The sequence below is a fragment of the Shewanella sp. SM55 genome (assembly GCF_025654025.1).
GTDB lineage: Bacteria > Pseudomonadota > Gammaproteobacteria > Enterobacterales > Shewanellaceae > Shewanella > Shewanella oncorhynchi.
In genome coordinates this window covers 139,430-158,259 of record NZ_JAKKRS010000011.1, presented here as the reverse complement: position 1 = coordinate 158,259, position 18,830 = coordinate 139,430, and the positions used below count along the sequence as shown (strand labels likewise).

At 44.9% G+C, this 18,830-nt stretch carries 14 protein-coding genes; 7 read left to right on the top strand and 7 right to left on the bottom strand.

The features are described from left to right. Positions 1 to 109: 109 nt before the first annotated feature. The 6 genes from lpdA to ampD form a co-directional block, all read right to left on the bottom strand. Entirely contained in the window at positions 110 to 1,537 is a 1,428-nt protein-coding gene (lpdA, locus tag L5L91_RS14860) for a dihydrolipoyl dehydrogenase (RefSeq protein WP_263223094.1), read from the bottom strand. 147 nt (positions 1,538 to 1,684) lie between these two features. Continuing rightward, positions 1,685 to 3,697 (bottom strand): dihydrolipoyllysine-residue acetyltransferase, encoded by a 2,013-nt coding sequence (gene aceF, locus L5L91_RS14855; protein ID WP_263223093.1) that lies wholly within the window; start codon positions 3,695 to 3,697, stop codon positions 1,685 to 1,687. 12 nt (positions 3,698 to 3,709) lie between these two features. Beyond that, on the bottom strand, positions 3,710 to 6,376 hold the full coding sequence (aceE, locus tag L5L91_RS14850; protein WP_105250400.1) for a pyruvate dehydrogenase (acetyl-transferring), homodimeric type: 2,667 nt from the start codon (positions 6,374 to 6,376) through the stop codon (positions 3,710 to 3,712). Positions 6,377 to 6,457: 81 nt separating this feature from the next. Beyond that, on the bottom strand, positions 6,458 to 7,210 hold the full coding sequence (gene pdhR, locus L5L91_RS14845) for a pyruvate dehydrogenase complex transcriptional repressor PdhR (protein ID WP_105250401.1): 753 nt from the start codon (positions 7,208 to 7,210) through the stop codon (positions 6,458 to 6,460). 317 nt (positions 7,211 to 7,527) lie between these two features. After that, positions 7,528 to 8,379, bottom strand: a complete 852-nt coding sequence (gene ampE / locus L5L91_RS14840) for a beta-lactamase regulator AmpE (RefSeq protein WP_263236996.1) — start codon at positions 8,377 to 8,379, stop codon at positions 7,528 to 7,530. 81 nt (positions 8,380 to 8,460) lie between these two features. Then, complete coding sequence (gene ampD, locus L5L91_RS14835; protein ID WP_263236995.1) at positions 8,461 to 9,024, bottom strand: 1,6-anhydro-N-acetylmuramyl-L-alanine amidase AmpD; 564 nt, start codon at positions 9,022 to 9,024, stop codon at positions 8,461 to 8,463. Positions 9,025 to 9,282: 258 nt separating this feature from the next. Here ampD and nadC point away from each other — a divergent pair, with 258 nt between their 5' ends. Further along, entirely contained in the window at positions 9,283 to 10,164 is an 882-nt protein-coding gene (gene nadC / locus L5L91_RS14830) for a carboxylating nicotinate-nucleotide diphosphorylase (RefSeq protein ID WP_263236993.1), read from the top strand. A 750-nt stretch (positions 10,165 to 10,914) separates the two neighbouring features. Next, positions 10,915 to 11,277 carry a prepilin-type N-terminal cleavage/methylation domain-containing protein gene (locus L5L91_RS22685; RefSeq protein WP_317629653.1) on the top strand — a complete coding sequence of 121 codons (363 nt, stop codon included), beginning with the start codon at positions 10,915 to 10,917 and terminating at the stop codon, positions 11,275 to 11,277. Between the two features lie 149 nt (positions 11,278 to 11,426). Here the strand turns inward: L5L91_RS22685 and L5L91_RS14820 are convergent, their stop codons facing one another. Next, positions 11,427 to 12,785: an O-antigen ligase family protein gene (locus tag L5L91_RS14820; protein ID WP_263164580.1), complete on the bottom strand. Its 1,359-nt coding sequence runs from the start codon at positions 12,783 to 12,785 to the stop codon at positions 11,427 to 11,429. 429 nt (positions 12,786 to 13,214) lie between these two features. On the opposite strand from L5L91_RS14820, the gene pilB reads away from it, so the two are divergent. From pilB to zapD, 5 genes are all read left to right on the top strand, one after another. Further along, complete coding sequence (gene pilB / locus L5L91_RS14815) at positions 13,215 to 14,927, top strand: type IV-A pilus assembly ATPase PilB (RefSeq protein ID WP_263164581.1); 1,713 nt, start codon at positions 13,215 to 13,217, stop codon at positions 14,925 to 14,927. A 137-nt stretch (positions 14,928 to 15,064) separates the two neighbouring features. Further along, entirely contained in the window at positions 15,065 to 16,336 is a 1,272-nt protein-coding gene (locus tag L5L91_RS14810) for a type II secretion system F family protein (RefSeq protein ID WP_263236992.1), read from the top strand. 41 nt (positions 16,337 to 16,377) lie between these two features. Further along, complete coding sequence (locus L5L91_RS14805; RefSeq protein ID WP_263186433.1) at positions 16,378 to 17,304, top strand: prepilin peptidase; 927 nt, start codon at positions 16,378 to 16,380, stop codon at positions 17,302 to 17,304. Between the two features lie 148 nt (positions 17,305 to 17,452). Further along, positions 17,453 to 18,070: a dephospho-CoA kinase gene (gene coaE, locus L5L91_RS14800; protein ID WP_263186434.1), complete on the top strand. Its 618-nt coding sequence runs from the start codon at positions 17,453 to 17,455 to the stop codon at positions 18,068 to 18,070. Further along, positions 18,063 to 18,797, top strand: coding sequence for a cell division protein ZapD (zapD, locus tag L5L91_RS14795; protein WP_212601342.1), 735 nt, complete (start codon positions 18,063 to 18,065; stop codon positions 18,795 to 18,797). Before coaE ends, zapD begins: the two co-directional genes overlap by 8 nt. The last annotated feature ends 33 nt before the right edge of the window (positions 18,798 to 18,830 follow it).

The following is an 18,830-nucleotide window of genomic DNA, read 5'->3' as shown; positions in this document are numbered from 1 at the left end:
TGTAGCAGCTCAATCCCTTCAATTCACCCGCTTGTTTACATAAAAGTTACAAAAAAATACAGGCAATAAAAAAGCGCTCAAGTGAGCGCTTTTTTAATCGACAGCTAAATTACTTTTTCTTTGCCTTTGGGTTTGGCAAATCAGTAATAGAACCTTCGTACATTTCAGCCGCTAAGCCTACTGATTCGTGCAGTGTTGGGTGAGCGTGAATGGTTAATGCTAAATCTTCAGCATCACAACCCATTTCAATCGCTAGACCTATTTCGCCCAACAGCTCGCCGCCGTTAACACCCACAATAGCACCACCGATCACGCGGTGAGTGTCTTTGTCGAAAATCAGCTTAGTCATGCCCTCAGAGCAATCAGACGCGATAGCACGACCACTTGCAGCCCATGGGAAAGTTGCGGTTTCGTAAGCAATACCTTGCTCTTTCGCTTCTTTCTCAGTCAAACCAACCCAAGCTACTTCAGGGTCAGTGTAAGCAATTGATGGGATGACTTTTGGATCGAAGTAGTGCTTCATGCCAGCGATAACTTCAGCCGCTACATGGCCTTCGTGCACGCCTTTGTGAGCCAACATAGGTTGACCAACGATGTCGCCGATAGCATAAATGTGCGGTACGTTAGTACGCAGTTGCTTATCAACCTTGATAAAGCCACGTTCATCAACGTTAACACCTGCTTTTTCAGCATCTAACGACTTGCCATTAGGTGCACGGCCAATAGCCACTAATACAGCATCGTAACGAACTGCTTCAGTTGGCGCGCTCTTACCTTCCATAGAAACATAGATACCGTCTTCACGGGCTTCGACCGCTGTGACTTTAGTTTCAAGGATCAGGTTGAATTTCTTCTTGATTTGCTTAGTAAATACGCGAACCACATCTTTATCAGCCGCAGGGATCACTTGGTCGAACATCTCAACCACGTCGATTTGGCTGCCTAAAGAAGCGTACACAGTACCCATTTCTAGACCGATAATACCGCCGCCCATCACTAACAACTTGCCTGGAACTTCTTTCAGTTCTAATGCGTCAGTCGAATCCCAAATACGTGGATCTTCATGCGGAATAAATGGCAGTTTGATTGGGCGAGAACCCGCTGCAATGATCGCTTGCTCGAAAGTCACTTTAGTCACAGTGCCATCTTCAGCAACCACTTCTAGCGTGTTAGGGCCAGTGAATTTACCAAAACCGTTAACCACGTTAACTTTACGCATTTTGGACATGCCGCCCAATCCGCCAGTTAATTGGCCAATGACTTTTTCTTTAAAGCCACGTAACTTATCTAAATCGATAGTTGGCTCGCCGAAGACCACGCCGTGAGCGGCAACCGCTTTGGCTTCTTCGATAACTTTAGCAACGTGCAGTAAGGCTTTAGATGGGATACAACCCACGTTAAGACACACGCCACCTAAAGTGCTAAAACGTTCAACTATGATGGTTTCCAGACCTAAGTCAGCAGCACGGAAAGCCGCAGAATAACCTGCAGGACCTGCACCTAATACCACTACCTGAGTTTTGATTTCGTTACTCATGTTTTCCTCTAATTCTCATTCAATCCGTTGGAGGAGCTATCCTGCCAACCGAAAATGCGCCAGCGCGTAAGGTGGGCGCATTTTAACCTGTGTTTGATACTGATCACAATAAACAAAAGGCTACTCAAGATGAGCAGCCTTATATGCTTACAGAACCAAAGTACGAATATCGGACAGAATTCCTGACAGCGTTACACTAAAACGTGCAGCCATGGCACCATCGATCACGCGGTGATCGTATGATAGTGACAGCGGCAACATCAATTTAGGTTCGAACTCTTTACCATTCCACTTAGGCTTAATTTCAGATTTAGACACACCTAAAATCGCCACATCTGGGTAGTTCACGATAGGCGTAAACGCCGTACCGCCAATACCACCTAAACTTGAAATGGTGAAACAGCTACCTTGCATATCAGCAGATTTCAGCTTGCCATCACGGGCACGGATAGAGATATCAGCCAGTTCACGAGATAACTCGATAATGCCTTTCTTATCCACGTCACGCACGACTGGCACAACCAAACCGTTTGGCGTATCAACCGCCACACCGATGTGGAAATACTTTTTCTGGATCAGTGATTCGCCATCAGAGCTTAAGCTCGAGTTGAACACAGGGAACTGTTGCAACGTTTTAGCCACAGCTTTCAGCATAAACACTAAAGGCGTGATCTTGTAATCGGCTTTTTTCTTCGCCGCTACATCGTTTTGCTGCTTGCGGAACTCTTCCATTTCAGTGATATCAGCTTCATCGAACTGAGTCACGTGAGGGATAGTCACCCAGTTGCGGTGTAAGTTAGGGCCAGAAATCTTCTGGATACGGCTTAATGGAATCTCTTCCACTTCACCAAACTTACTGAAATCAACTTTAGGTGCTGCAATCACTTGCAGACCGCCGCCATTACCTGAACCAACAGAAGTTGCCGCAGTCGCTTTCGGACGCGACAGTTCGTATTTCACATACGCCTGTACGTCTTCTTTCATGATGCGACCTTTACGGCCAGAACCTGTCACTTGGGTCAAGTCGACACCAAACTCACGGGCTAAACGACGTACCGCAGGAGACGCATGTACCGCACCAGTAGACACAGGTGTACCTGCGCTTGGGTGATGGGGTACTGGTGGACGGCTTGCAGGTGTTGGGGCTGCAACGGGTGCAGCGCTCACTGGAGCTGGAACAGCAGCTTGAGCTACCGCTGCTGGAGCTGCACCCGCACTTACTGTTGCAACAGAAGTAGTCTCAATCGTCGCAATGACGCTACCTTGAGAAACCTTGTCACCCACTTTAACAGTCAAAGACAGCAGTTTACCGGCAAATGGCGCTGGCACTTCCATGGTGGCTTTGTCAGTTTCAAGGGTGATCAAACCTTGGTCGGCAGTGATTTCATCACCGACAGACACGAGCACTTCAATCACATCGACATTGCTGGCATCGCCAATATCCGGCACTTGAATTTCTTTTACCGCAACCACACTTGCCGCTGGTGCAGCTGGTGCTGCGGCGACTGGCGCTACCGTAGTGGCAGGAGCCGCTTGGGCAGCAACGGTTGGCGCTGCTGCAGGTGCAGCGCCGCCCACTTCAAGCATGATAACTAAAGAGCCTTGCGACACTTTATCGCCAACCGCAACTTTAACGTCTTTAACCACACCCGCGAAAGGTGATGGCACGTCCATCGTCGCTTTGTCTGTTTCTAGGGTAATTAAACCGCTATCAACTTCAATCTTGTCACCGACAGCAACCAAGACTTCGATAACCGATACATCAGTGTCGCCACCGATATCAGGTACAGTGACTTCAACCACTTTGGTTGCGCCCGTCGCAGGAGCAGCAGCCACAGGGGCTGGAGCCGCTTGAACCGGTGCAGATGCTGGTGCCGCCTGAGCGGGTGCTGCAACTGGAGCCGGAGCGGCAGCTGCCGCGCCCGCCGCTTGCATCATAGCAATCAAAGTACCTTCAGATACTTTATCGCCCACAGCCACTTTCAATTCGGCTAAAACACCGGCGAAAGGCGCTGGAATATCCATAGTCGCCTTGTCGCTTTCGACGGTAAGAATCGATTCTTCTGCCGCTAGGGTATCACCCACAGCTACACAAATTTCGATCACTTGCACTTCATCGCCGCCGATATCAGGAACAAAAACTTCTTTTAATTCAGCCATTTTTATTGCCTCTTACGCGTACTGTGGATTGATCTTGTCAGCGTCGATACCATATTCTTTAATGGCTTTTGCTAACACATCGACAGGCAGCTCTTTGCGATCAACCAGTGATTTCAGTGCCGCAATAACGATGAACTTAGCATCCACTTCGAAGTGGTGACGCAGATTCTCGCGGCTGTCTGAACGACCGAAACCGTCAGTACCTAACACTTTGTAATCGGTAGGAATATAAGCACGTAACTGTTCGCCGTAAATCTTCATATAGTCAGTCGCGACGATTGCAGGTGCATCACTTGAAATCACTTGGCTGATATAGGCTTGTTTTGGCGTTTCGGTTGGGTGCAGCATGTTCCAACGTTCAGCAGCTTGACCATCGCGAGTCAATTCGTTAAAGCTGGTCACACTGAATACGTCGGCAGTAATACCAAAGTCTTTCGCCAGTGCTTGCGCCGCTTTACGGGTTTGTTCAAGGATAGTGCCACAGCTCATTAACTGAACTTTGCCTTTACCTGAACCCGCAACCGTTTCTAACTTGTAGATACCTTTCACTATGCCCACTTCCGCACCTTCTGGCATGGCTGGTTGCTCATAGTTTTCGTTCATTGTGGTCAAGTAGTAGAAGATATCTTCTTGATTCTCGCCGTACATACGACGGATACCATCTTGTACCACAACGGCAATTTCGTAGCCGTAGGTTGGATCGTAAGTAATACAGTTAGGGATAGTGTTCGCCAATACGTGGCTGTGACCATCTTGATGCTGTAAACCTTCGCCGTTAAGCGTTGTACGGCCTGAAGTACCGCCCACTAAGAAGCCACGAGCACGCATGTCACCCGCAGCCCAAGCCATGTCGCCAATACGTTGGAAACCGAACATTGAGTAGTAGATGTAGAACGGAATCATAGGTGTATCGTTGACTGAGTAGCTCGTCGCTGCTGATACCCATGAAGACATAGCGCCGAGTTCGTTAATCCCTTCTTGCAATACTTGGCCGGTTTTATCTTCACGGTAGTAAGCAACTTGGTCAGAATCCTGCGGAATATATTTTTGGCCTTCGTGAGCATAAATACCCACTTGACGGAACAAACCTTCCATGCCGAAAGTACGGGCTTCGTCAGGAATAATTGGCACAATGTTTTTGCCAATTTTCTTGTCTTTCAGCAATGCTGTCAGCACGCGAACGAATGCCATAGTCGATGAAATTTCACGGCCGTTTGAGCCCTGTAAAATCGAATCGAAAATCTTCAGTGACGGCACTTCCATCTCTTCGGTGAACTTTTGACGACGTTGTGGCACGCTACCATGCAGCGCTTCACGACGGCTCATCATGTACTTCACTTCTTCAGAATCTGGACCTGGGTGATAGAAAGGCAGATCTTCTAACTGGTCATCTGGGATCGGAATATTGAAGCGATCGCGGAAATAACGGATAGACTCGATACCCATTTTCTTCACGTTGTGAGCGATGTTTTTACCTTCACCCGCATCACCTAAGCCGTAACCTTTTACTGTCTTAGCTAAAATCACCGTTGGGCGACCTTTGGTTTTTTGTGCATGATCTAAGGCAGCGTACACTTTCACTGGATCATGACCGCCACGGTTTAAGCGCCAAATGTCATCATCTGACATGTTAGCCACCATTTCGGCCGTTTCAGGATACTTACCAAAGAAGTGTTCGCGTGTATAAGCGCCACCTTTGGCTTTACAGTTTTGGTATTCACCGTCAACGGTTTCTTCCATTAACTGCAGTAACTTACCACTTGTATCACGGGCTAATAATGGATCCCAGTAACGACCCCAAATCACTTTAACCACTTCCCAGCCTGCGCCGCGGAATTCGCCTTCAAGTTCTTGGATGATCTTACCGTTACCACGTACAGGGCCATCAAGACGCTGTAAGTTACAGTTAACGATGAAGACTAAGTTATCTAATTCTTCACGGGCCGCTAAACCAATCGCACCTAAGGCTTCTGGCTCGTCACACTCACCGTCACCTAAGAAACAGTAAACGGTTTGTGCTGAACAATCTTTCAGACCACGGTCAGTCAGATATTTCAGGAAACGCGCCTGATAAATCGCTTGGATAGGACCTAAGCCCATAGAAACGGTTGGGAATTGCCAGTAATCCGGCATCAGTTTTGGATGTGGGTATGAAGACAGACCCTTGCCATCCACTTCTTGACGGAAGTTAGCCAGTTGGTCTTCGCTTAAACGACCTTCTAAGAATGAACGCGCATAAATACCAGGGGCGATATGGCCTTGGAAATACACTAAATCGCCACCGTCTTTTTCATTGGGTGCGCGGAAGAAGTGGTTAAAACATACGTCATAAATAGTCGCGCTTGAGGCGAAGCTTGAAATATGGCCGCCTAATTCTAAATCTTTCTTAGAACCACGAAGCACCATAGCTAAAGCGTTCCAACGGATGATGGCGCGAATGCGACGTTCCATCTCTTGGTTGCCAGGCATGTGCGGCTCTTGACCCGCAGGGATAGTGTTCAGGTAAGCCGTTGTGGCGTTATAAGGCAAGTGAGTGCCATTACGACGCGCTTTATCGATCAGCTTTTCTAATAAAAAATGCGCGCGCTCTGGGCCTTCCTGTTCCAACACGGCTTGCAGGGCATCAACCCATTCCTGAGTCTCTAACGGATCTACGTCTTGTAGCATATCTTCAGACATGACACTGTCCTTCTCTATATACATGATAATGAATGGTGTTTGCGGCATATTCCGATTTAGCTGGCAGCTAAATCACAGAACTTAAGCGCCACTCTTTAAACGGCGCAAGCTTCGCTGCAACCGGCTATCTTCTTCCCGCACAGATAACATCACCTCTTCGATGTAACTTAAGTGTTCATTCGAGGCTTCTCTGGCGGCGTCGGGATCACGACGAACGATGGCAGCGAGCAAGGCCCGTCTGTGATCGTTAGCCATAGTAGAAGCTTCTTCGCGGCGGCTTAAAAGCTCCAGGTTTTGCGCCACATTTTGATGCAGCACAGGGGTTAAACTAAGAACGAGGTGTAACATAGCCACGTTATGTGACGCTTCCGCCACAGCACGATAAAAACGCACAATCGCAGCAGCTTTTTGTTCGATATCGGTGGCGGCTTCCACCTCGAGGATCATACGCTTGATATTTTGCATATCGGCGTCGGTACCACGCAGCGCCGCAAAATAGGCCATCATGCCTTCGGTGGCATGGCGGAACTCCAGTAAGTCGTACTGACTCTCTGGATCTGAATTCATCAGTTCAACAATAGGATCGGCAAGGGTCTGCCAGAGTTGTTCTTTGACATAAGTACCACCGCCTTGGCGGCGCATTAACAGTCCTTTTGCCTCAAGCTTTTGAATAGCTTCACGCAAAGAAGGTCGAGACACTTCAAACTGGATCGCCAGTTCGCGTTCAGGCGGTAACTTCTGACCGGGCTGTAAACTACCCTCTAAGATCATTTGCTCTAATTGCGCCATGATCACGTCAGAAATTTTTGGCTGATTAATTTTACTATAGGCCATCAGGCGCTCAGCTCCGTTGTAAATTGGTCTTACCAATTTTTTTGAGTGAGCGCACTTTATCAAATCAGCGTTTTGATGTCCAGATTGAAGATCACTCCTTAAAAGCGATCTCGATCAAAAGCACCCACGAAGAGAGAGCATAGCGGAAAAAAATGTTTATGGGGTCAGACCATTTGACAAAAGCACGGGCTTCGCCCTACTAGGCGCTACAAAAAGCGCAGCGGATAGATGCTAGGCTCTAGATTCTAGACTAGAAGGAGCACTGCGACGCCCTAGCAGCGAAGCGTTCTCGATTCTCGCTGCGAAGCGTCCTTCTTTTAACTCACCAATCCAAAAATGGTCAGTAATGAAAGTACTGCAACAATAAGTGTAAAGTTACGTTTACTGAGTACTAATAATGCTAAAGTTGATTGTACACATATAGGTGCACTTGCGACCTCAGGTAAAGGTTGTGCCGCTAATACCGTTTCAGCAACGACAGTGCGAGCGCTCGCATTTAAGGTCAATCCATTACGGCGCCACGCCGCTAAACCTTCACTAAATTGACCACTTAAAGCATAACCAAAGGCGAAAATCCGGCTCGGTAACCAATCCAGTATCGTAATCACTTCGTTGACTAAGGGTAGCTCTAGAGATTTACGGGCATTCTCTTCGGCATAAAAACGTACCGTGCAATACAGTACAGCACCGACTGGACCTAAAAAAATGAAAAACAACGCCACGGCACCATAATAACGATAGTTAATCCAAGCAACACTTTGACCCACTTTGGCACCAAGGTCTTTCTCGGATACAGCATCTAAACACTCACTACAATCGAGTTCGGCGGCATAATGGTAACAAGCTTGGACATCTGAGCGACAAGCCGCTTGCATATATTTTTTGAAAATATCACGCTGTTTCTGATGGTTAAAACAAACCACTGCCACAACAATCCATAGGGCTAAACTTAATAAGCCCCAAAACATTCCCGCCACTAACCAAGATAAAACATATACCAACAAGGCTGGCAGCACTAACGCCAACGCCATCATCACGCTTGTCAGTGACGCTTTATCACCAAAAAATGTTGTCTGATAGGATTGCAGTAAACGATCAAATTGCCATGATGAAGGAAGAAATTTAAGTCGCTCCACTAAAATGGCGACCAAGAGTGAAAATAATGCCATGGGCTGTACCTCTATAATTTGTCCATAAATAGTCTAGGTTTATATGGAATACGTCTAAAATCCAAAAAGTTAAGTGATTAACTAAGAGCGCAACGCCTGAGTATATTCCTTTAACTTGCCTAAATATCCTTCCCAATCAAAACTTTGCCCTGGGTCCGTTTTCCGCATTGGCGCAATATCACAATGACCCACAATCCGTTCAATACTCAGCAATGGATATTCTACCAGTAGGGCTTGTGTTAACTCGATGAGTGACTGATATTGCTCAGGAGTGTAAGGCTCAGTATCAGTGCCTTCCAGTTCAATACCAATGGAAAAATCATTACAATTCTCTCTCTCGCCATAATGAGACACCCCAGCATGCCAAGCCCTGTCATTACAGCTTACATATTGGACACGCTCGCCATTGCGGCGGATCAAAAAGTGCGCCGACACTTGCAAGCCCAGCAACGGTGCAAAGCTGGAATCGGCATTAGTATCTAAACACCCTTGAAATAATTGATCAATGTAAGGTAATCCAAAGCAGCCTGCGGGCAGACTAATATTGTGGATCACTAACAAACTCACTTCATTCAAGGGACGTTGATTAAAATGTGGCGACTCACAACGCCTCGCACTATCACACCAACCCGAATCAAACCGCATTATGAGCTTATCCTCTATGCCACATATACTGGCTTACTCTAACAGTATTCCTCCAAGCAAAGAAGAAACCCTGCGCACGGAACTTACTGACTGAGCTATCTTTTAACATTGAGATCATGGAGCAAACCATCCACTCTCAATTTAAATAAGGCTGCAGCTTACTCCTTTTGCTCAATCTGCCAACCTGTTCCGTGAGACCTAAGGCCGTGGTAATCTTAACCTAAAATGCAAGTAGGCCGTAATGCAAGGACTCCGCTTATGTTAGAAAACGATATCCGCCAATCAGTAAAATCAGCCCTCAGTGAAGACTTAGGTGGCACCGAAATCAACGATCAAACCAAAGCCATCGCTTATGGCGACATCACAGCAATGTTGATCCCCGCCGATAAGTACGCTGAAGCCACTTTAATCACCCGTGAAGAAGGCGTTTTTTGTGGTAAAGCATGGGCAGAGCAGGTTTTTAACCAACTCGGTGGTGAAGTCGCACTACATTGGCATGTGGATGATGGCGATCTAGTATTACCCAACCAGCTATTATGTGAATTATCAGGTCCTGCGCGCGCTATTCTCACAGGCGAACGCACGGCAATGAACTTTATCCAAACACTTTCTGGCGTAGCTACCTTAACCAAACATTATGTCGATAAACTGGCGGGGACTCACACTCGCTTGTTAGATACTCGCAAGACAATTCCAGGCCTACGCACGGCACAAAAGTATGCCGTCACCTGCGGTGGCGGAAAAAACCATCGTATTGGTTTATATGATGCTTTTTTGATTAAAGAAAACCACATTATGGCCTGTGGCGGTATTCGCCAAGCCGTAGATACCGCCCGCAACTTGTACCCGAATAAACCCGTTGAAGTCGAAGTGGAGTCACTCGAAGAACTCGCCTTAGCACTCGACTCTGGCACAGATATCATAATGTTAGATAACTTCGACATCACTAAGATGGTCGAAGCGGTTGAAATGAACAATCAATATAAAGCTAAAGGCGCCGGCGCTAAGCTTGAAGTCTCTGGTAATGTCACCTTAGATACCCTAGCCGAATTCGCCAAAACAGGGGTGGATTATATCTCAGTTGGCGCACTCACTAAGCATGTTCGCGCCTTAGATTTATCACTCAGATTAAAAGCTTAAAACCGCTGGATGTTAGCTGGTAGTGGAATGTTCTCGCAAAGTACCGTAAGCACATTCCACTCATAAAATATTAAGGCGAAGTGCATTTGTTTTGTAGGGCTCCTGCAAACCAAATGCAAAATCACGCCTGCACTATCATACTCAGCATTCACCCTCACGAAGCACCCAACCCGCCACCATTTCATGTCACCAATTTGACGACATAGAGAGACACGCCAGCTAAACTGATATTGTCAAAAAGTTGTTATAACCTAACATGTCGATAAGTTAGCCTTTTATACAAAAACAACACTTTATTAGTACTTTATACTTAATTTTTGTTTCCTTTTACCTAACTTTGTACTAACTTTTACCAAGGCGAGATGGCCGTTTGGTCAACCTCACCTAAGGTCAGCACTGGGATTCTTTTTAAAATTGCCTAGTTCACGTTTTTTGAGAGGCATATTTTTGAAAACGTTAGCCTAAGGTGCGGTTGCCGAAACAATTTATTCAAACAAGCGCTAACCCAGCATTAACTTAGTGCTAATTTAGCAAAGCTAGCTTGGATAAATCAGCATGAGTCATTACACATGGGTCATTCAAGATCATCGGTGTACTGTTAATGTTACATAGATCATATAAATGATTTTATTGACATAAATGAGTTATAAAGTTTGATGAGATAACACAATTTATAGAGTAAAACAGCAGTTAGGTTAAACACTCTATTCAACCACAGTAAGTCACTAAATAGTTAGCTGGAGAGAAAAAATGAAGGCCATGAATTTAAACAAAGCATTAAATAAAAAAGCTCAGGGTTTTACTCTGATCGAACTAATGATCGTAGTCGCCATTATCGGTATTTTAGCCGCGATCGCACTTCCTGCGTATAAGGATTATGTGAATAAAGGTAAAGTTAACTCATGCTTATCAGAAGCTGCTTCATTCGAAAAAGCATATGCTGCTGCAGTTATTGGTGAAATCACCCCTTTACCAGTGTACTCTGCATCAGCTTGTGCTAGCGGCCCGGTTGCTGCAGCTGCTGACACAACAAGAGTTTATGTACCGAAATCAGATCCTGTCAAAAATATTACATGTACTATGGCAACTGCTTCATGTGTAGCTGCTAGCTAATTTCTTTTTATAAAGAACACCTTGTTAGCAAGGTGTTCTTTTTTAGAAAAATGCTATAGGTTGTAGATAGTCAGAGCCAGTCTTAAAAAGTATTTTTCTTAGAAAATTTGTAGTATCACACATCTGTCAACATCAAACATATTTACAACTTAATAGCTAATCAATCCATTCACCCACATTCTAGGAAATAAGGCAGGGAGCAACTCTTCATTCTTGTAAGTGTTCAATAACACAAACGCCATAACACTCACGACTAAAAACAATAACATCCTGACTACGACACTTGCTTTATAGCCACGACATGTACCATATTGCACTTGCATGGCGACCACAAAAACCAGCATCAACTGTGCCAATGGCATGACAACAACACCGCTAAACAAAGAATAACAAAGCCCAGATAGCAGAGCATAAATAATAGGAATGACCTCGACGTCGTTTGCTAGATATAAATATCGTAATCTCTTATAAATTCGACTCAATACCCAAGCTATGCAAACGATACTGCAGATAACACCGTACTCATAAAGTAATTGCATCACTGAATTATGTGGATGAGCATGTGGTAATGGTTTACCTTCAGCCCAAGTAAAGCTCATCGGCCCAAAACCCAACCACAAACGTTCTGGAATAGATTTAAGAACATACAGCCATAAATCTAACCTTCCAGAACTCCCCGTTCTAATCTGAAAACTTGAACTGTCCATCAGCCAGTACGGAATTATGATGATAAATACTAGCCACAGGCAGATACCAAATAACATGGTTTGCAACATGGTCGAAATAAATTGTTTGCGGGTATTTGCATCTACAAAAAAAAACAGCACGACTGACGCTAAAATGAGCGAGAGCATAGCTCCCCGGGCTTCAGTCTGTAACAACACAGCCCAATGTAGTGCAACAAAAACTATGGAGACTCGTTTGAACTTAGCTAAACTTTGAACAAAAAAAGGCAAAAAAAGCAGAGGTGTCACCATTACTTGCAGTTGGTTAAAAAAGCGGACATTCACATAACCCGTAAGTAAGCCATGAATATCGAAGCTTTGTGCATCCGCATAAGAAAAGAATAAAAATAAAATATATTTAGCAAACGTCAATACAGAAAAGAATAAAACTCCCGCATAAACGGCAAAATACAAGATGCTGCGCTTCATCGAATTAATACTCAAAGCAAACAAGTAAAATGCTATTATGAGTATTCCGATATTAGTTATTTCAACCATTCCCCAAAAGGGATGTTTACTGAAAAAAGCAGATACAATAGCCAATACAAAAAAAATCGTTAAAGACACCTTGGTCAACCTTGAAAGCCTTATGAACTCAACATCCTTAACAAAACATAACCCCAACGAAGCAAGCCAAATAAAGCCAATAACAAGAAAACGCTTTAGATCATACTCACTGTCGATACCAACAAGATAAGAAAAATTAAAATAAAATACAGTCCCAAGCAGGAAAATACATGCAAATGTAATTAATAGTCCCCAAGAATAAGCTCCCAATTGCATATACAGACTTCCTCAAATAATTAATGGCTATAACGTTATAATTTACTAATTATCATACAAATTTATGTTAAGTCACCTCCATAACGTTCACCTAAGACTATAAAAGTTTGCAACTTCTTCTTTTTATTAAAACTTTAAAAATCCAAAATTTTTAATGTTTTTCTGCTAAAAATAAAATTTGATTTCATACGGTACATCTCGGAAGTTCCTTGCTATACGTATGCTCCTAGACTTACGATGACCGCAACGTTCAAAACCAACAACAAGCAATTGAAAATAAAGTAAATAATGCTTTCAATCTCACGACATCAATGAACTTCCGCACACATAAATTTGTTTGTTCCAAGGATAACTTTTTCATTAGACTAAATATGACAAAATGCTATAAAGACGTTATTATTTCAACACTTGTTTACAACTGGAGTCTCTATGCCATCTACAGGCCTGCATTTAGGGTTATCGACCCTCTTTATCCGTAAAGGTCTGCTAAATGAAGAGCAGATGGCGAATGCCATCACAAAATCCCGTCAGAATAAGCAAGCGTTAGTAAGCACTTTAGTTCAAAGTAAACTGGTTTCAGCACGTGCCATTGCTGAGATGTGCTATGAGGAATATGGCACGCCACTACTCGATCTCAATGAATTTGATCTTGCCTCGATTCCTGAGGACTTCCTCAATAAAAAACTCATTGAAAAACACCGCTGCTTACCCCTGTTTAAACGTGGTAATCGCCTCTATATAGGCACATCCGACCCGACCAATATTGCCGCCCTCGAAGATTTCCAATTTAGTGCAGGCCTGCACGCCGAAGCGATTCTGGTTGAAGAAGATAAATTGGCTAAAGCGCTAGAAAAAATCCTCGAAGAAGACATCAGCGGCCTAGATTTAGGCGGCATGGATGAAGCGGCACTGGCGAGCATTGAAATTACCGACACTGACAGACGTAATGAAGAGTCCGCAGGCGAGGCCAGCGATGATGCACCTATTGTTATCTATATCAATAAAATTCTAACCGATGCCATTCGTAAAGGAGCCTCGGATTTACACTTTGAACCCTATGAAAAGCGCTACCGCATTCGTTTTCGCATCGACGGTATCCTCCACGAAGTCTCTGAACCGCCTATAAGCCTTGCGGGTCGTTTATCAGCGCGCCTAAAAGTAATGTCAAAACTTGATATCGCCGAACGCCGCGTGCCACAAGACGGCCGAATCAAGATGAAACTTTCCCGCACTAAGTCCATCGACTTTCGGGTCAGCACTCTACCGACCTTATGGGGCGAAAAAATTGTAATGCGGATCTTGGATTCTTCCTCCGCACAATTGGGCATTGAAAAGCTCGGCTACGAACCCGACCAAGAAAAACTTTACCTTGAGATGTTAGCAAAACCCCAAGGGATGATTTTAGTGACCGGCCCAACAGGCTCAGGTAAAACAGTCTCCCTCTATACAGGATTAAATATTCTCAATACCGAAGAGCGCAATATTTCTACCGCCGAAGATCCGGTAGAAATAAACCTTGAGGGTGTAAACCAAGTTCACATAAACTTAAAAGCCGGTCTCACTTTCGCCTCTGCTTTACGCTCATTCCTGCGCCAAGACCCAGATGTGGTGATGGTGGGCGAAATTCGCGATCTTGAAACCGCCGAAATTGCCATTAAAGCAGCACAAACGGGTCACTTAGTGTTATCGACCCTACACACTAACTCGGCAGCCGAAACCTTGACCCGTTTAATCAATATGGGCGTGCCAGGTTATAACATCGCCAGCTCAGTTAACCTGATTATTGCCCAGCGTTTAGCACGTCGACTTTGCCCCGAATGTAAGCAAGCTGAAATCATCCCTGAGCATGAACTATTACGTTTAGGTTTTTCTCAAACACAAATTACCCACGGCTTTACTACCTTTAAACCTGTAGGCTGTGAACATTGCTCTGCAGGCTACAAAGGCCGGGTTGGTATTTACGAAGTGATGAAGATGTCCGATGAGATAGCGCGTACTATCATGGAAGGCGGTAACTCCTTACAAATCGCCTCCCAAGCTAAAGCGCAAGGGATGCGGGATTTGCGTCAGTCAGGATTATTGAAAGTAATTCATGGCGTAACTAGTATTGCAGAAGTCAATCGCGTAACCAGTTTTGGCTAAATCCAATCTTTTATATCTAAAATTTAGGCAATACCGTATTACTACTCGTATATTTGAATCTTAGAGTCCAAACTATTTCACAAGCACAGCGTTCAGTTAACTAGAAATCTAGAACGATTTATTTACAGGGATAATTTATGGCTACGGCAACGACAACAAGAAAGTCTCGAACTAAGAAAGCCGAGCAAAAAAGCCAGCCCAAAATCTATACCTTCGAATGGAAAGGCGTTAACCGCGATGGCAAAAAAACGGCAGGAGAGCTTAGAGGTGCTACCGCAGCCGAAATCCGTAGCCAGCTTAAATCACAAGGAGTAAACCCTAAGAGCGTTCGTAAGCAGTCCTCTCCGCTATTTAAGTTAGGTGAAGCCAATATCACCCCTATGGATATAGCCATGATGACCCGTCAAGTCGCGACTATGTTGGCGGCAGGCGTTCCTTTGGTAACGACATTTGAACTACTCGGCCGTGGCCATAAAAAAGCTAAAATGCGGGAATTACTGGGTACTATTTTAACCGAAATTCAATCGGGTATTCCCTTATCCGATGCTATGCGCCCCCATAGGCGTTACTTCGACGAACTATATGTTGACTTAGTCGCCGCGGGTGAGCATTCAGGTTCACTCGATTTGGTTTTCGATCGAGTCGCAACCTACAGAGAAAAAACGGAAGCGCTCAAATCAAAAATTAAGAAGGCCATGTTTTATCCTGCTGCAGTTGTAATTGTCGCTATTTTAGTTACGGTTTTGTTACTTCTTTTTGTGGTGCCACAGTTTGAAGATATTTTTAAAGGCTTTGGTGCAGAACTGCCCGCTTTTACGCAACTGGTACTGCATATTTCCCGCGGCTTACAATCTTCTTGGTATATCTTTTTAGCTGCCATTGTCGGCGGTGTATTTTTATTTGTACGCGCACATCGAAACTCGCAAATTTTACGGGATAGAGTCGATGAAGCCGTGCTTAAAATCCCAGCCATTGGACCGATTTTACACAAAGGTGCCATGGCACGTTTCGCCCGCACCTTAGCCACCACCTTTGCCGCAGGTGTGCCATTAATTGATGGCTTAGAGTCCGCCGCTGGCGCATCGGGTAATGCAGTTTATCGCAAAGCCATATTGAATATTCGCCAAGAGGTCATGGCGGGGATGCAGATGAATGTCGCGATGCAAACCACTGGTCTTTTTCCCGATATGTTAGTGCAGATGGTGATGATAGGCGAAGAATCCGGCTCACTAGATAACATGCTCAATAAAGTATCAACCATCTACGAAATGCAAGTCGATGATGCCGTCGATGGCTTATCAAGTCTGATAGAACCGATTATGATGGTGGTTATCGGTACTGTTGTGGGTGGTTTGATTGTTGCCATGTATTTACCTATCTTCCAGATGGGTAATATTGTTGGCGGCTAGTTATTACGCCTCACTTCCACAAATAATATATAAGAAATTGAATGACTGAATTTATCTCTCTTTTGGGCCACTCTTTTGATCAGAGTCCTTGGCTCTTTATTACGCTAAGCTTTATTTTTGCCGCCACCATAGGCAGTTTTTTAAACGTAGTGATCCACAGATTTCCTGTGATGATGAAACGGGAATGGCAGCAAGAATGTAATCAGTATTTGCAGGAATACCACTCAGAGATAGTCACACAAATCGGTATTGATAAACTCAATAAACCTATAGATAGCTTCCCCGAAAAATATAATCTTGTAGTGCCGTGCTCTGCTTGCCCTAAGTGCAAAACGGCGATTAAACCTTGGCATAATTTACCTGTATTCGGCTGGTTAATGCTCAAGGGAAAATGCGCCGCCTGTCACGCACCAATTTCCGCCCGCTACCCTATTATTGAATTCATCACAGGGCTGCTTATAGCGACTTTAGCGTGGCACTTTGGTCCAAGCTGGCAATTTGTCTTTGCGAGCATACTGACATTTGTACTTGTCGCCCTTACTGGTATCGATCTTGATGAGATGCTGCTGCCTGACCAAATGACGTTACCGTTACTTTGGCTCGGCTTGATCATCAATCTAAATCATACATTTGCGAGTCCAACCGATGCCATTATCGGTGCGGCAGCTGGCTATTTAAGCTTGTGGTCCATTTTTTGGCTATTTAAGATCCTCACAGGCAAGGAAGGCATGGGGTATGGGGACTTTAAACTGCTCGCCGTTTTCGGTGCTTGGCTCGGCTGGCAAATGCTGCCGCTGGTCATTTTACTTTCGTCCTTAGTCGGAGCACTGGTCGGCATCACTATGATTGTCAGTAAACGCCTCAAGCAAGGTAATCCCATCCCATTTGGGCCTTATATTGCTGCCGCAGGCTGGATAGCCCTAATATGGGGTCAACCTATAGTGGATTGGTACTTAAGTACGTTATAGAACAGGCTTCACTTAAGGATAACGGAACGTTCGCAAGCTTACTCACTGAACGCTTCGCTTACCGTAAGGGCGAAGCCCGTTCCGTAGACTGCAAGGACAAAGTCCGTCCTAGCAGCGTAGCGTCCTTCATAGCTTTTAAGAGAGTTTTATGTCCAAATTTGTTGTTGGTTTAACGGGTGGGATTGGTAGCGGTAAAACGACTGTTGCCAATTTATTCGCCGCAGAAGGCATTACCTTAGTCGACGCCGATATCGTTGCCCGCGACGTTGTAGCTCAGGGTTCAAAAGGACTTGAGGCCATCGTTAGCCATTTTGGCATTGAGATGTTAACGCCTGAGGGTGAACTCGATCGCGCCAAACTGCGGCAACGGATATTTAGCCACCCTGAAGAACGTGAATGGTTAAACCGGCTATTGCACCCCATGATCCGCCAAGAAATGCTAGAGCAGGTAGAAAAAGCAACCTCAGCCTATGTAATTATGGTCGTGCCCTTGCTATTTGAGAACGGGTTAGATAGGTTAGTCAATCGGACTTTAGTGGTGGATATTTCGCCAGAGTTGCAAATCAGCCGCACCATAAAAAGGGACAATGTTGATGTATCTCAAGTAAATAACATCATTAATAGCCAATTGAGCCGCAGCGAAAAACTCGCCCGAGCCGACGACATTATTGATAATCAGGGAGAGATATCAACCTTAAAACGAGAGGTGCTAGCATTGCACCAACGCTATTTACAACTATCTGGTACTCATAACGCCCATGACTGAATTAGTTTACGAACAGCCCCTAAACGAGAAAATTCGCAGCTACTTGCGGCTCGAATACCTCGATAAACAGCTGCAAAGTAACCTAAGCAATGACCACCAACATAGATGTTTTTATCCGCTGTTTTCCCTCTGTGAATTGTCTGAACGCTGCGATTATCGCAATGAAGTATTAAAAGATATTGAGCGGCACTTGCTGCAACTGAACAAATGGCAAGAATTAGATCACGTCGACCACCAGCAAATCAATATCTATATCAACGCCCTCACCCAAGCCCGCGAACCGTTACAAAAGCCTGAACGCTTCGGCAGCCAATTAAAACAAGACAAATTTATTTCCGCACTACGACAACGCTTCGGCATGCCAGGTGCTTGCTGTAACTTCGACCTACCACAACTGCATTATTGGCTATCTAAACCTTGGGAAGAAAAACAGCACGATTATCGCTCTTGGATAGCGCATTTCGAACCTTTACTTACCCCGATCACGTTACTACTTCAACTTACTCGTAGCACGTCCCATTACGACAATGCCGTTGCCCACGCAGGCTTTTATCAAGGTGACAGTGCCCAAGCACTTGCTTTGGTAAGGGTTAAAGTCGATGCTTCCCACGGGTGTTATCCTACGATTAGCGGCCATAAAAACCGTTTCGCTATCCATTTTGTGCAATTTGAACAACAACGCCACTCCGACCGTTCAATTGATTTCTTACTGGCTACCTGTGCATGAAGCCTTTACACTAATGGCCTGAAAGACATTCGT

Excerpts from the sequence above, each read along its gene's own strand:
- ampD (WP_263236995.1), bottom strand. The coding sequence starts at position 9,024 with ATGCGGTTTGATTCGGGTTGGTGTGATAGTGCGAGGCGTTGTGAGTCG.
- ampE (WP_263236996.1), bottom strand. The coding sequence starts at position 8,379 with ATGGCATTATTTTCACTCTTGGTCGCCATTTTAGTGGAGCGACTTAAA.
- L5L91_RS14805 (WP_263186433.1), top strand. The coding sequence starts at position 16,378 with ATGACTGAATTTATCTCTCTTTTGGGCCACTCTTTTGATCAGAGTCCT.
- coaE (WP_263186434.1), top strand. The coding sequence starts at position 17,453 with ATGTCCAAATTTGTTGTTGGTTTAACGGGTGGGATTGGTAGCGGTAAA.
- lpdA (WP_263223094.1), bottom strand. The coding sequence starts at position 1,537 with ATGAGTAACGAAATCAAAACTCAGGTAGTGGTATTAGGTGCAGGTCCT.
- L5L91_RS14820 (WP_263164580.1), bottom strand. The coding sequence starts at position 12,785 with ATGCAATTGGGAGCTTATTCTTGGGGACTATTAATTACATTTGCATGT.
- pilB (WP_263164581.1), top strand. The coding sequence starts at position 13,215 with ATGCCATCTACAGGCCTGCATTTAGGGTTATCGACCCTCTTTATCCGT.
- pdhR (WP_105250401.1), bottom strand. The coding sequence starts at position 7,210 with ATGGCCTATAGTAAAATTAATCAGCCAAAAATTTCTGACGTGATCATG.
- aceE (WP_105250400.1), bottom strand. The coding sequence starts at position 6,376 with ATGTCTGAAGATATGCTACAAGACGTAGATCCGTTAGAGACTCAGGAA.
- aceF (WP_263223093.1), bottom strand. The coding sequence starts at position 3,697 with ATGGCTGAATTAAAAGAAGTTTTTGTTCCTGATATCGGCGGCGATGAA.
- L5L91_RS14810 (WP_263236992.1), top strand. The coding sequence starts at position 15,065 with ATGGCTACGGCAACGACAACAAGAAAGTCTCGAACTAAGAAAGCCGAG.
- L5L91_RS22685 (WP_317629653.1), top strand. The coding sequence starts at position 10,915 with ATGAAGGCCATGAATTTAAACAAAGCATTAAATAAAAAAGCTCAGGGT.
- nadC (WP_263236993.1), top strand. The coding sequence starts at position 9,283 with ATGTTAGAAAACGATATCCGCCAATCAGTAAAATCAGCCCTCAGTGAA.
- zapD (WP_212601342.1), top strand. The coding sequence starts at position 18,063 with ATGACTGAATTAGTTTACGAACAGCCCCTAAACGAGAAAATTCGCAGC.